Below are 12,089 nucleotides of genomic sequence, written 5' to 3' on the forward strand. Positions count from 1 at the left end.
CCGATCGGCGGGGCCTGCTGCGTCGTCCGCTGGATGCGGTGTCCGGTGGATGCAGTGTCAGCGTGCCCCGGCGGGCACCGCCTCGGCGGGTTCCCGCTGGCCGCCGACGGCCGGGGCGAGCGCCCGCAGGATGTCGTCGACCCGCTGCTTGGCGTCGCCGAACAGCATCTGCGTGTTCTCCCGGAAGAACAGCGGGTTCTGCACGCCCGCGTACCCGGTGGCCATCGAGCGCTTGAAGACCACGACGTTGGCCGCCTCCCATACCCGCAGCACCGGCATCCCCGCGATGGGGCTGCCCGGGTCGGCCGCGGCCGGGTTGACCGTGTCGTTCGCGCCGATCACGAGGACCACCGTGGTGTCGGCGAGGTCGTCGTTGATCTCGTCCATCTCCAGCACGATGTCGTACGGGACATGGGCCTCGGCGAGCAGCACGTTCATGTGGCCGGGCAGGCGGCCGGCGACCGGGTGGATGCCGAAGCGCACCTCGACGCCGTGCGACCGCAGAATCCGGGTCAGTTCCGCGATCGGGTACTGAGCCTGTGCCACCGCCATGCCGTACCCGGGCGTGATGACCACGGAGGACGCGTTGCGCAGCAGTTCGGCGACCTCCTCGGCGTTCGTCTCGCGGTACTCCCCCAGATCCTCGTCGCCGCCGGTGGCCGCCGCCACGCCGAAGCCGCCCGCGATCACGGAGATGAACGAGCGGTTCATCGCCTGGCACATGATGTAGGACAGGTACGCACCCGACGAGCCGACCAGCGCCCCGGTCACGATCAGGAGGTTGTTGTTGAGCAGGAATCCCGAGGCGGCCGCGGCCCAGCCGGAGTAGCTGTTCAGCATCGAGACCACCACCGGCATGTCCCCGCCGCCGATCGAGGCGACGAGGTGCCAGCCGAGCGCCAGCGCGAGGACGGTCACCGCGGTCAGCAGCCACACGTTCGGGCGTACCACGAAGACGACGGTGAGGACCGCGAACGCGACCAGCGCGCCCAGATTGAGCACGTTGCGGGCCGGGAGCATGAGCGGCGCGGACTTGATGCGGGCGGACAGCTTGAGGTACGCCACGATCGAGCCGGTGAAGGTGACCGCGCCGATGAACACCCCGATGAACACCTCGCCGTGGTGGATACGCAGCAGCGCGCCGGTCATCCCCTCGTGGCCCTCGCCGGACTCGACGCCGAGGTAGCCGTTCCAGCCGACGAGGACGGCGGCCAGGCCGACGAAGCTGTGCATCACGGCGATCAGCTCGGGCATGCCGGTCATCTCGACGACGCGGGCCCGCCAGATGCCGAGGCCGCCGCCGACGAGCAAGGCGACCGCCAGCAGCGCGACGCCCATGGCGCTGATGCTGCGGGAGGCGAGCCCGACGGTGGCGACGAGCGCGATGGTCATCCCGGCGATGCCGAACGCGACGCCGTTACGTGACGTCTCGTGCTTGGACAGTCCGGCGAGGCTCAACACGAAGAGCAACGCCGCGACGATGTACGCCGCCTGCGCGGCGGTGACAGCATTCATCTCGATCAGCCCTTCGAGAACATGCTCAGCATGCGCCGGGTGACGGCGAAGCCGCCGAGGATGTTGACGCTGGCCAGCAGGACGGCGACGAACGACAGCCCGGTGACGACGGCGTCACCCTGGCCGATCTGGAGCAGCGCGCCGACCACGATGATGCCGGAGATCGCGTTCGTGACCGACATCAGCGGGGTGTGCAGCGCGTGGTGGACCTTGCCGACGACGTAGTACCCGATGACGACGGCGAGCGAGAAGACGGTGAAGTTGCCGATCAGCTGGTTCGGCGCGAATGCCGTGACCAGGAACAGCGCGGCTGCCGCCACCCCGACGAGGGTGTAGACGCGACCGGTCGAGACGGGCTTCTTCTCGGGAGCGGCGACGACGGCCACCGGCGCGGCGACCGGGGCCGCCGAGACCTGGACCGGGGGCGGCGGCCACAGCTTCTCGCCGTCGCGCACGACAGTCATGTTCCGCTGCACCACGTCGTCGAAGTCGAGGGTGAACTGGCCGTCCTTGCCGGGCGTCACGAGCTTGAGCAGGTTGACGAGGTTGGTCCCGTACAGCTGAGAGGCCTGCGCGGGCAGCCGGCCCGGCAGGTCGGTGTAGCCGATGATGGTCACGCCGTTCTCGGTCACGACGACCTCGCCGGCCTTCGTCCCGGCGACGTTGCCGCCCTGGGCCGCCGCCATGTCGACGACGACGCTGCCCGGTTTCATGCTCGCCACGTGCTCCTCGGTGAGCAGCCTCGGCGCGGGACGGCCGGGGATCAGCGCGGTGGTGATGACGATGTCGACCTCGGCGGCCTGCTCGCCGTAGATCTCGGCGGCGCGGCGGTCGTAGTCGGCGGAGGTCGCCTTGGCGTACCCGTCCGAGCTGATCTCCTGCTCCACGGTGACCTCGAGGAACTCCCCGCCCAGCGACCGGACCTGCTCGGCGACCTCCGGTCGCGGGTCGGTCGCACGCACGATCGCGCCGAGGCTCTTGGCGGCCCCGATCGCAGCGAGGCCGGCGACTCCGGCGCCGGCCACGAGGACTTTCGCGGGCGGAACCTTGCCGGCGGCGGTCACCTGCCCGGCGAAGAACCGCCCGAAGGCGTGCGCGGCCTCGACGACCGCGCGGTAGCCCGCGATGTTGGCCATCGAGCTGAGCACGTCCATGGACTGCGCCCGGGAGATCCGCGGCACGGCGTCCATCGCCAGCGCGGTCACCGGACGGGCCGCGAGCGCCTCCACCAGCTCCGGCCGCAATGCCGGGCTGAGCAGGCCGATCAGCGTCGCACCGTCTCGCAGTTCGGCGATCTCCGTCTGGGACGGGGCGTTCACCTTCACCACGATGTCGGACTGCCAGCAGTCGTCGTGGCTGCCGATCTTCGCGCCCGCCTCGGCGTACGCGTCATCGGGGAAGCTGGCGCGCGCGCCCGCTCCGGCCTCGACCATGACCTCGTATCCGAGGTTCACGAGCTGGCGCACAGTCGCCGGCGTCGCGGCGACCCGGGTTTCCCCGGCGTCCGCCTCCGCCACCACACCGAGCCGTTGACCCATGTCCGCTCCTGTCTGTCACGCGAAGGTGACCCTTCCGCGAAAGTTACAACAGGTTAGGTCAATCACGCTCGATCGTGAAGCGGGTCGGTGCAAGGTCCACGGCCTGAGAACGCGCAGCTCACGCCGCCAGCAGGCGGGGGGCGCCAGGGTGAAATTGCCCACACGTGCCAGGGACGGCTAACATCAACCTCCAGCGATGCCTCCTCAGTGGAGCGGGTTCGAGGCGTCGCCGACGACACCTGTCAAGCAGGTGCAACCGCACTGGGCAGCGGGCTGCCCCTGCGCGCCCTGCGAAAGGACCCGCATGTCCCGACCCGCTCCGCGCGCGGCGATCGCCGCCGCGCTGGCCGCGCTCGTCGCGCTCCTCGCCGCGATGCTGCTGCATCCGGCCGTCTCCCAGGCCGCCACCCCGGTACGCGTCATGCCGCTCGGCGACTCCATACCGGCTCGCCGGGCTGCTGGCGGGCGCTGCTGTGGAATCGCCTGCAGTCCACCGGGTACACCGACATCGACTTCGTCGGAACGCTGCCGCCGCAGGGCTGCGGAGTGGCGTACGACGGCGACAACGAAGGGCACGGCGGCTATCTCGCCACCAACATCGCCAACCAGAGCCTGCTCCCCGGCTGGCTCAGCGCGACCCAGCCGGACGTCGTCCTGATGCACCTCGGCACCAACGACGTCTGGAGCAACATCCCGCCCGCCACCATCCTGGCCGCGTTCAGCACGCTGGTCGACCAGATGCGGGCGAGCAACGCCTCGATGCGCGTCCTGGTCGCGAAGATCATCCCGATGAACCCGTCGAGCTGCACCGAGTGCGCTCAGCGGGCGATCGACTTCAACGCCGCGATTCCGGCCTGGGCGGCCGGGAAGACGACGGCCCAGTCGCCGATCGTCGTGGTGGACCAGTGGACCGGCTTCAGCACCGCGACGGACACCTACGACGGCGTCCACCCGAACTCGGCCGGCGACCAGAAGATGTCCGACAAGTGGTACCCGCCGCTGATCGCCCAGCTGGGCGGCGCGACGTCGTCGCCGTCGGCGAGCGCCACGGCGTCGGCCAGCACGTCGCCGTCGGCGAGCACGTCGCCGTCGGCCAGTGTTTCGCCGACCGCGTCCAGTGGGAAGAAGTGCACCGCGACCTACCGCGTGTCCAGCCAGTGGCCGGGCGGCTTCGGCGCCGAGGTCACCGTCGCGAACACCGGGACCGTCGCCCTCACCGGATGGACGGTCGTGCTGGTGTTCCCTAACGGCCAAATCGTGACGCAACTCTGGAATGGGACATTCACTCAGAGCGGCGGCACGGTGACGGTGAAGAACGTGAGCTACAACGGCTCCGTCGCACCCGGCGGCACCGCCGGGTTCGGCTTCAACGCCAGCTGGAACAACAGCGTGAACTCTGCGCCAACGGTGAGCTGCACGCCGGTCTGACGCTCGGGATCGCCCGGCTGCCGACGGTACGGTGGCCGGGCGACACGTCCGCCGACCTGCACCTTTACTTGATCGGGCGGGGCGAATAGTACGCTCGGGTGTCCGAGAACAGCCGCCCATCGGCGATGACCGACCAGACGAAGGTGGACATGACCAGCGCGCCCAAGATCACTGTCGTCGTGCCGACGTACAACGAGCGCGACAACCTGCCCAAGCTCGTCAGCCTGCTCGCCGGCCTGAACCTCCCCGAGCTGCACGTCCTGGTGGTCGACGACAACTCCCCCGACGGCACCGGCGAGGTCGCCGAGAAGCTTGCGGTCGAGGCCCCGATCCCGGTCGGCGTGCTGCACCGCACGGTCAAGGACGGGCTCGGCCGGGCGTACGTCGCCGGCATGACGCGCGCGCTCGACGAGGGCGCCGACATCGTGGTGCAGATGGACGCCGACCTGTCGCACCCGGTGACCGCCATCCCGGTGATGATCGACAAGCTCGCGACCACGGACGCGGCCGTCGTCCTCGGCTCCCGCTACGTCGCGGGCGGCGCTACGGCCAGCGAATGGCCGTGGCACCGCAAGGCGCTGTCGGCCTGGGCCAACTTCTACGTCAACACGATCCTGCAGTTGCACGTCAAGGACGCCACCGCCGGCTTCAAGGCCTGGCGCGCCGAGACCCTGCGGGCCATCGACGTCGCGTCCGTGCAGAGCAACGGGTACGCCTTCCAGGTCGAGATGAACTATCGCGTGGTCAGCCGGAAGATGCGGATCGCGGAGGTGCCGATCCGGTTCGAGGAGCGGGTCGAGGGCGCGTCGAAGATGAGCCTCGGCGTACAGCTCGAATCGGCGCTCGTGCCGTGGAAGCTGCGCTTCGGCAAGCGCTGAGCCCGCACGGCCATTCCACTATAGCGGAATTCCGCTATAGTGGATTCCATGATCGCCGACTTGGGCGTACGCGTCCGCGAGGAACGCCGCCTTCGTAACCTCACGCTGGACGAGCTCGCCGCCGCCAGCGGCGTCAGCCGGAGCATGCTGTCTGAAGTGGAACGCGGCAGCCGTACGCCGACCGTGCTGGTCCTCGACCGCATCGCCACCGGCCTGGGCACGAGCGTCGCCCGGCTGCTGCGGCCGGAGTCCCCCGATCGCCGGATCCTGCTGCGGCACGAGAAGCAGGACGTCGCCCAGGCCGACGGCTGGCAACGCCGCATCCTCAGCCCGGTGGTGCCCGGCGTCGAGTTCGAGTTCATGCGTACGGTGATCGAGCCGGGCGTGGACGCCGGAGTCTTCACCCCGCACGGGCCCGGCACCCGGGAGTACCTCGCGGTCGAGTCCGGGACGCTGCGGCTGTCGCTGGACGACGAGGTCACCGAGCTGGAGGCCGGGGACAGCGTCTACTACGCCGGCGACTGCCACCACGGGTTCGCCAATCCCGGCGCCGAGCCCTGCGTCTACTACCTGGTCATGGACGTCCGATGAGCGAGCCGATCACACCCGCCTGGGAGTGGGACGCCGACGAGGTACGCAGCATCGGCCACCGCATCGCCGATCTCGTCGCCGACCACCTGACGGCTTTGCCGGGCAAACCGGTGTGGCAGCCCTATGAGGCCACGGTTCCGCCGGCCGACGGCGGCCCGGTCGGGCTGGACGAGGTGCTGGACGAGATCGCCGAACGCGTCCTGGCGTACCCGTTCGGCAACGGCCATCCCCGGTACGCCGCCTGGGTCAACTCGCCACCGCACGTGCTCGGCGCGTACGCCGAGACGCTGGCCGCCACCCTGAATCCGAGCGTCGCCGGGGGCGACCACGCGGCCGTCCACGTCGAGCGCGAGGTGATCCGGGTCTTCCGCGAGCTGGCGGGCTTCCCCGACACCGGTATGGGTCTCCTGGTGAGTGGCGGTTCGATGGCGACGCTCACCGCGCTCGCGGTCGCCCGGCACCGCGCGGCCGAGCGCCACGGCCTCGACGTCCGGGAGCACGGCCTCGCCGGTCGAACCTTCGTCCTCTACTTGGGAACCGAGGGCCACGGGTCCGCCCGCAAGGCCGCGGAGCTGCTCGGCATCGGCTCGGCGAACATCCGCCTGATTCCCGCCGACGCCGATCACCGGATGCGCCCGGATCTGCTGCGGCAGCAGGTCGAGGCCGATAAGGGGGCTGGCGTCGTCCCCGTCGCCGTCATGGCGAGTGCCGGAACGGTCAACACCGGCGCGATCGATCCACTGACCGAGATCGCCGGAATCTGCGCCGAGCACGAGCTGTGGCTGCACGTCGACGGGTCCTACGGCGGCCCGGCGGTGCTGCTCCTCGACGACCACGCACCGGTCCGGGCAGCTCTGTCCGCTGTGGACAGCATCGCCCTCGATCCCCACAAATGGCTGTACGCCCCGGTCGACGCGGGCCTCGTCCTGCTGCGCGACGCCCAGCTCGCCCGCGACGCGTTCAGCCTTGTCCCGCCGTATCTGCGTACCGACGACGAGCCGTGGTTCAGCGAGTTCGGCTTCGATCAGACCCGCCCGTTCCGGGCCCTGAAGGTCTGGGCGCAGCTGCGGCATCTCGGCCTCGACGGCTACCGGCGGCTGATCGCGCGGGACATCGCGGTCGCCGGGCGGCTCGCGGCGGTCGTGGAAGCCGACCCCGAGCTGGAACTGCTCGCCCATGGGCTGAGTGTGGTCTGCTTCCGCAGCGCCGGGTTGGCCGACGAGCAGAACCGCGAGGTGCTGACCGAGGTTCAGCACGCCGGGCGGGCGTTCCTGGCCGGGACCACGGTGAACGGCGTCTTCGCCCTGCGGGCCTGCGTCGTCAACCCGCGTATGGGCAGTGCCGACGCCGAGGCGATCGTCGCCGAGGTTCGCCGCGCCGCCGGCCTCATCCGGCGGCGAGCGCCACGCCGACCTCCTCCTCCACCAGATCCCCGTTGATCACCATGGCGGCCGCGGCCCCCGCGGCGGCCGCCATCACCACCGAGGCCATCGGCAGCACCACGTTCCCCGCGGCCCACACCCCAGCCACCCTGGTACGCCCGAACGAGTCGACCTGGACCAGCCCGTTCTCGACCGCGCACCCCAGATCGCGAAGCAGCCCGTCGATCGGGACGAAGCGGGGCGCGACGAACAACGCCGACCGCTCCACGATCCGGCCGCTGCGCAGTTCCACGCCCCGGAGCCGACCGCCGTCGATCGTGAGACCGGCGACCGGCCCTTCGATGACGGCGACCTTCCTTGCGTCGAGCTTCCGTCGATCCTCCGCCGTCAGGGCGTACGCGTGCGCGAAGAAAACGACGTCGTCACTCCACTGCTTGACCAGCAACGCCTGGTGCACCGCGCGCTCATCCGTCGCCAGTACGCCGATCGCCTGGTCGCGTACTTCCCAGCCGTGGCAGTAGGGGCAGTGCAGGACGTCGCGGCCCCACAACTCCGGCAGGCCGGGCAGTTCGGGGAGCTCGTCGGTCAGCCCGGTCGCGACCAGGACGCGGCGGGCCTGAAGCGTCGACCCGTCCGTGAGCCGCACGGTGAAGCCCGGCTCGCGCTGATCCCTGTCGATCCCGGCTACCCGGCCGGAGATGATCTCCCCGCCGTATCCGGTGACCTCGGCTCGGCCCACCGCCAGCAGCTCGGCCGGGGGCACCCCGTCTCGCGAGAGGAAGCCCTGCAGGTGGGCGGCGGGTGCGTTGCGGGGCTCGCCCGCGTCCACCACCGCCACCCGGCGGCGGGCCCGGCCCAGCACCAGCGCGGCGTTCAGCCCGGCCGCCCCGCCTCCGATCACCACCACGTCGTACGCGTCCATCGCGCTCACCTCCGCCTCCGATGGTGCGGCGGCCCGTGCGATCTCGACAACCTTTGTTGCCGAAACCGGGATGGCGAGCTGCAATGGACGGGTGGACGAGATCTCGAAGACCCTGGCCCAGGTCGGCCCCCGCCTCCAAGAGGTACGCAAGAAGCGCGGGGTGACGCTGTCCGCCCTCGCCGAGGCGACCGGGATCTCCAAGAGCACCCTGTCCCGCCTGGAGACGGGGCAGCGCAAGCCGAGCCTGGAACTGCTGCTGCCGATCGCCCAGGCGCACAACGTCCCGCTCGACGAACTGGTCGGCGCGCCGGCCGTCGGCGATCCCCGGATCCGGCCGACGCCCATCCGGCAGGGCGGCCGCACCATGATCCCGCTGACCCGGCAACCGGGCGGGCTCCAGGCGTACAAGCTGGTGCTGCCGCCGGGCGAGGAGCCGGACCTGAAGACGCACGAGGGCTACGAGTGGCTCTACGTGCTATCTGGGCGGGCGCGGCTCCGCCTGGCCGAGCACGACCTCGTGCTGCCCGCCGGCGAGGCAGCCGAGTTCGACACGCGGCTGCCGCACTGGTTCGGCAGCGCGACCGACCGGCCGGTGGAACTGCTCAGCCTCTTCGGCCGCCAAGGCGAACGGCTGCACGTCCGCGCGCGCAGCGTGCGAAAGTGAGGGCATGCCGAAGACGCAGTACTACACGGCGACGACGATCGACGGGTTCATCGCCGATCCGGACGACTCGCTCGACTGGCTGTTCGCGGTGGCGGAGGGCGAGAACAGGTTCGCCGAGTTCTTCGCCGGGGTCGGCGCGTTCGCGATGGGCGCGACGACCTACGAGTGGGTCCTCGCCCACGACGACCTCCTCGAGCACCCCGAGAAGTGGAAGTCGTACTACGCCGACGTTCCCTGCTGGGTCTTCACCCATCGCGAGCTGCCACCCATCCCCGGCGTGGATCTGCGGTTCGTGCGGGGCGACGTACGCCCGGTACACGAGCAGATGAGCCGAGCGGCCGGGGAGACGAACATCTGGCTCGTCGGCGGGGGCGAACTGGTCGGCGCCTTCGCCGACGCCGGTCTCCTCGACGAGCTGATCCTCGGCCAGGCCCCGGCGACTCTCGGCGCGGGCAAGCCGCTGCTCCCCCGTCGCCTCGGACCCGACCGGCTCGAACTCGTCTCGGCCGCGCAGAACGGTCAATTCGTGCAGATCACCTACCGGGTGAAGAGCTGACGTCGACCGGCGGGCGACGGCCGAACGCCCCGATGCCGGCGTGGAACAGTCCCATCAGGAGTACGCCGGCCGCCGCGGCGGCGAAGGCCGCGACCGGATGGTCCGCCACGTGTGCGGCGTACGCCACGACACCGGCGAGGACGAACATGATCCAGCCGCTGAGCAGATTGACCACGGGGCCATAGCCGAACAGCGATGGATAGGTGCTCTTCGTGATCCCTCGGACGAAGTGCGGTACGCCGTTCGCTCCCAACACCCCGGCGAGGAAACTCAACAAGACCGTCGATACCACGGGAACTCCTAAGCGGACAGACCTCGGACGACGAGGTCGACGAGCTGACGCAGACGACGGCGAGCCGTTTCGGCGTCCGGCTCCTGGGCGATGCCGGGCAGTGCGTCGGTCAGCACCAACGCCACGTCGCGCGGGCCGATCGTGCGGCCGAGCCCCGGCAGACCGGATTCGGCGAGGACGCGTTCCACGAGGTCGGCGTACCGGTCGTGGAAGCTCGCGATGACGTCCCCGGCGAGCTGCCCGGCCTCGGCGAACAACTCGGCCTTGAAGCCGGCCCCGATGGCGCCGCCGAACAGGTCGAGTTTCTGGGCCAGCACCTCGGTGAGCCGGTCGGCGACGTCGCCGGAACCGGTCGCACCCGCTCTGGCCGCCGCGGCGAGCACCTCGTCGGCGATCTTCTGCCCGACCGCCCGGAAGACGGCTTCCTTACCGGGGAAGTACTGGTACACGGCCGGTCGGGAGATGCGGGCGGCCTGCGCGATCAGGTCCATCGAACTGCGGCGGTAGCCGTAGCGCCCGAACACTTCCAGCGCGGCTGTCACTATCTGGCCTCGGCGATCCTCTGACACGCTGACAATCTAGGCGTATTTTGTCAGACCGTCAACGGTTAAGGTGAGCGCGTGGACGAGATCTGGGGTGAGCTTGCCGTGCCGGACGCCGCGTCGGCTCCCCCGGCCGGGGTCTGCCACCTCTGGCCCATTCCGGTCGCCGCGCGTACAAGTTGGATCTCCGATTGGATCTCCGACGAGGAGCGGGCCCAGGCGGACCGGTTCCTGGCCGAGCACGCCCGCCGGACGTTCCTCACCTCGCGCAGCGCGCAGCGCGAGGTGGCCGCGCGGTATCTGGGCGTGAGGCCGGACGCCGTGCCGATCGACCGGACCTGTCGCCGGTGCGGCGGCCCGCACGGGCGCCCGACCGTCCCCGGGCCGATCGACCTGTCCGTGAGCCACACGCGGGAGTGGGTCGTCCTCGCCGTCGTGGGCGCGGGCCGGGTCGGAGTGGACCTGGAGCACGAGGCCACCGCCCGCGACCTCGACTCCCTGATCGGTACGCTCACCGCCGCCGAACGGGCCGAGTTCGCCGAGGTGCCGCCACCGGACCAAGTGGGGTGGTTCCTCCGTCGGTGGACCCGCAAGGAGGCGGCCGTCAAACTGACCGGACACGGCTTGGCCGTACGCTTCGACGCCCTCGACACTCGCGGGGCGCTCGCGATCGCCGACGGCGTGGCACCGGACTGGCCCACAGAGGACATTCACCTGACCGACGTACGCGCCGGCGGCGGCCTTGTCGTCGCGCTCGCGACCACCGTCCCCCTGCGCTCCGTTCTCCTGTCCGGCCTTTCCGCGCGATCATGAACCATCGGCCATGATCGACCGGCGTGTCGTGTCCCGACTGCCCTGATCGACTCTGCGACGGCGTGATCACCCACCGGCGGGCTAGCGATGGGTACCCGCCGGCGGGTCGGGATCGGACGCCACGGCGACGAACGCCGCCACGCTGATCCCGGCCGCGAGGACGAGCGCCACCGCCGCGACGACCAGGATGGCGACGCGGCGGTGGTTGTACGGCGGCTCCGGGCTGCGGTGCCGGCCCGGAGCGGGTGGTGCGACGGTCGAGGTGGGTGGGGTCACCGGGGTCCTGCCCGGTGCCGCCCGGCGCGGGCGTACCCCTCGATGACGTCGAGGTGACCGCGCCGGGACGGCACCGTGGTCGTGGCAGGACGCCACGGGATCGTCTGCAGGACCTGGGTCACCTCGAACCGCAGGGCCTCGGCCGTCAGGATGTCGTCGGTCATCCGGGGCAGGACGGCCGTCTCGGTCAGATCCTCCTTGGACGGCGTCCACCAGGCGTACACGACCGGCGCCTCGGGCACCTCCTCGAAGCCGTCGGGCAGCGGGTTCAGCGTCGGCAGGGCCCGCCGTTCGGGCCGGGCGTCGGCCCAGCGCCGGATGTGCTCGGCCTGCCGCCGGATCTCACGGTGACGAATGTGGACGACGAACGACGTGGTCACCACCGTCACCAGCGCGGCCGCACCACCGGACAGGCACAGCAGGCCGACCGTCACGTTGTCATGCAGGCTCACCGGGTTCTCCTTCGCGGGGCGGTGCGGAAATTGGGTACGCGAGCCGCCCGCGCGATCGCGACGACCCGGCTGGGCGAGAGGTCGCCGAGGGCGGCGACACCGTGCACGCGGAGTGCTTTGACCTCGCCGGCCGGCAGTTGCACCGCCTGCCGGTAGGGGCCTCGGTCCGGCGGCGGGATCACCGCCCACCCCGGCCGGGGCCCGCCGCCGATCAGCGGTCCGATGGCACGCAACATGGTG

16 protein-coding genes are annotated in these 12,089 nt (G+C 70.8%); 7 read left to right on the plus strand and 9 right to left on the minus strand.

Going from position 1 to position 12,089, the window contains the following annotated elements; genetic code table 11:
* Positions 1-57 precede the first annotated feature (57 nt).
* The 3 genes from pntB to HDA40_RS05835 form a co-directional block, all read right to left on the minus strand.
* Entirely contained in the window at positions 58-1,515 is a 1,458-nt protein-coding gene (gene pntB, locus HDA40_RS05825) for a Re/Si-specific NAD(P)(+) transhydrogenase subunit beta (RefSeq protein WP_253752735.1), read from the minus strand.
* Between the two features lie 5 nt (positions 1,516-1,520).
* Positions 1,521-3,053, minus strand: a complete 1,533-nt coding sequence (locus tag HDA40_RS05830) for a Re/Si-specific NAD(P)(+) transhydrogenase subunit alpha (protein ID WP_253752737.1) — start codon at positions 3,051-3,053, stop codon at positions 1,521-1,523.
* Between the two features lie 204 nt (positions 3,054-3,257).
* The gene (locus tag HDA40_RS05835; protein WP_253763962.1) at positions 3,258-3,494 is read right to left on the minus strand and encodes a hypothetical protein; all 237 of its coding nucleotides are present in this window, start codon (positions 3,492-3,494) and stop codon (positions 3,258-3,260) included.
* Positions 3,495-3,599: 105 nt separating this feature from the next.
* On the opposite strand from HDA40_RS05835, the gene HDA40_RS05840 reads away from it, so the two are divergent.
* The 4 genes from HDA40_RS05840 (at position 3,600) to HDA40_RS05855 (ending at position 7,389) form a co-directional block, all read left to right on the plus strand.
* Positions 3,600-4,481 carry a cellulose binding domain-containing protein gene (locus HDA40_RS05840; RefSeq protein ID WP_372502846.1) on the plus strand — a complete coding sequence of 294 codons (882 nt, stop codon included), beginning with the start codon at positions 3,600-3,602 and terminating at the stop codon, positions 4,479-4,481.
* Positions 4,482-4,606: 125 nt separating this feature from the next.
* Complete coding sequence (locus tag HDA40_RS05845; protein WP_253763572.1) at positions 4,607-5,359, plus strand: polyprenol monophosphomannose synthase; 753 nt, start codon at positions 4,607-4,609, stop codon at positions 5,357-5,359.
* A gap of 48 nt (positions 5,360-5,407) precedes the next feature.
* Complete coding sequence (locus tag HDA40_RS05850) at positions 5,408-5,950, plus strand: helix-turn-helix domain-containing protein (protein WP_253752739.1); 543 nt, start codon at positions 5,408-5,410, stop codon at positions 5,948-5,950.
* Positions 5,947-7,389: a pyridoxal phosphate-dependent decarboxylase family protein gene (locus HDA40_RS05855; protein WP_253752741.1), complete on the plus strand. Its 1,443-nt coding sequence runs from the start codon at positions 5,947-5,949 to the stop codon at positions 7,387-7,389. Before HDA40_RS05850 ends, HDA40_RS05855 begins: the two co-directional genes overlap by 4 nt.
* Here the strand turns inward: HDA40_RS05855 and HDA40_RS05860 are convergent.
* Positions 7,337-8,254: an NAD(P)/FAD-dependent oxidoreductase gene (locus HDA40_RS05860; protein ID WP_253763573.1), complete on the minus strand. Its 918-nt coding sequence runs from the start codon at positions 8,252-8,254 to the stop codon at positions 7,337-7,339. The two genes, HDA40_RS05855 and HDA40_RS05860, sit on opposite strands and share 53 nt — an antisense overlap.
* 91 nt (positions 8,255-8,345) lie before the next feature.
* Between HDA40_RS05860 and HDA40_RS05865 the strand changes: the two genes are divergently transcribed.
* Positions 8,346-8,918, plus strand: coding sequence for a helix-turn-helix domain-containing protein (locus HDA40_RS05865; RefSeq protein WP_253752743.1), 573 nt, complete (start codon positions 8,346-8,348; stop codon positions 8,916-8,918).
* Positions 8,919-8,922: 4 nt separating this feature from the next.
* A complete protein-coding gene (locus tag HDA40_RS05870; RefSeq protein WP_253752745.1) occupies positions 8,923-9,474 on the plus strand; it encodes a dihydrofolate reductase family protein in 552 nt (183 codons plus the stop codon).
* On the opposite strand, the gene HDA40_RS05875 is transcribed toward HDA40_RS05870, so the two are convergent.
* Positions 9,452-9,766, minus strand: a complete 315-nt coding sequence (locus tag HDA40_RS05875) for a hypothetical protein (RefSeq protein ID WP_253752747.1) — start codon at positions 9,764-9,766, stop codon at positions 9,452-9,454. The two genes, HDA40_RS05870 and HDA40_RS05875, sit on opposite strands and share 23 nt — an antisense overlap.
* Before the next feature lie 8 nt (positions 9,767-9,774).
* Positions 9,775-10,335, minus strand: a complete 561-nt coding sequence (locus HDA40_RS05880) for a TetR/AcrR family transcriptional regulator (RefSeq protein WP_253752749.1) — start codon at positions 10,333-10,335, stop codon at positions 9,775-9,777.
* Between the two features lie 51 nt (positions 10,336-10,386).
* Between HDA40_RS05880 and HDA40_RS42005 the strand changes: the two genes are divergently transcribed.
* The gene (locus HDA40_RS42005) at positions 10,387-11,121 is read left to right on the plus strand and encodes a 4'-phosphopantetheinyl transferase family protein (RefSeq protein WP_253752750.1); all 735 of its coding nucleotides are present in this window, start codon (positions 10,387-10,389) and stop codon (positions 11,119-11,121) included.
* Positions 11,122-11,202: 81 nt separating this feature from the next.
* Here HDA40_RS42005 and HDA40_RS05890 read toward each other — a convergent pair whose 3' ends face one another.
* From HDA40_RS05890 to HDA40_RS05900, 3 genes are read right to left on the minus strand one after another with little or no spacing between them, the layout of a single operon-like run.
* Positions 11,203-11,397 carry a hypothetical protein gene (locus HDA40_RS05890; RefSeq protein ID WP_253752752.1) on the minus strand — a complete coding sequence of 65 codons (195 nt, stop codon included), beginning with the start codon at positions 11,395-11,397 and terminating at the stop codon, positions 11,203-11,205.
* Complete coding sequence (locus HDA40_RS05895) at positions 11,394-11,849, minus strand: hypothetical protein (protein WP_253752754.1); 456 nt, start codon at positions 11,847-11,849, stop codon at positions 11,394-11,396. The genes HDA40_RS05890 and HDA40_RS05895 overlap by 4 nt, the downstream gene beginning before the upstream one ends.
* The gene (locus HDA40_RS05900) at positions 11,846-12,085 is read right to left on the minus strand and encodes a hypothetical protein (protein WP_253752756.1); all 240 of its coding nucleotides are present in this window, start codon (positions 12,083-12,085) and stop codon (positions 11,846-11,848) included. Before HDA40_RS05900 ends, HDA40_RS05895 begins: the two co-directional genes overlap by 4 nt.
* Positions 12,086-12,089 lie beyond the last annotated feature (4 nt).

This window comes from Hamadaea flava (assembly GCF_024172085.1).
Taxonomy (GTDB): Bacteria; Actinomycetota; Actinomycetes; order Mycobacteriales; family Micromonosporaceae; genus Hamadaea; species Hamadaea flava.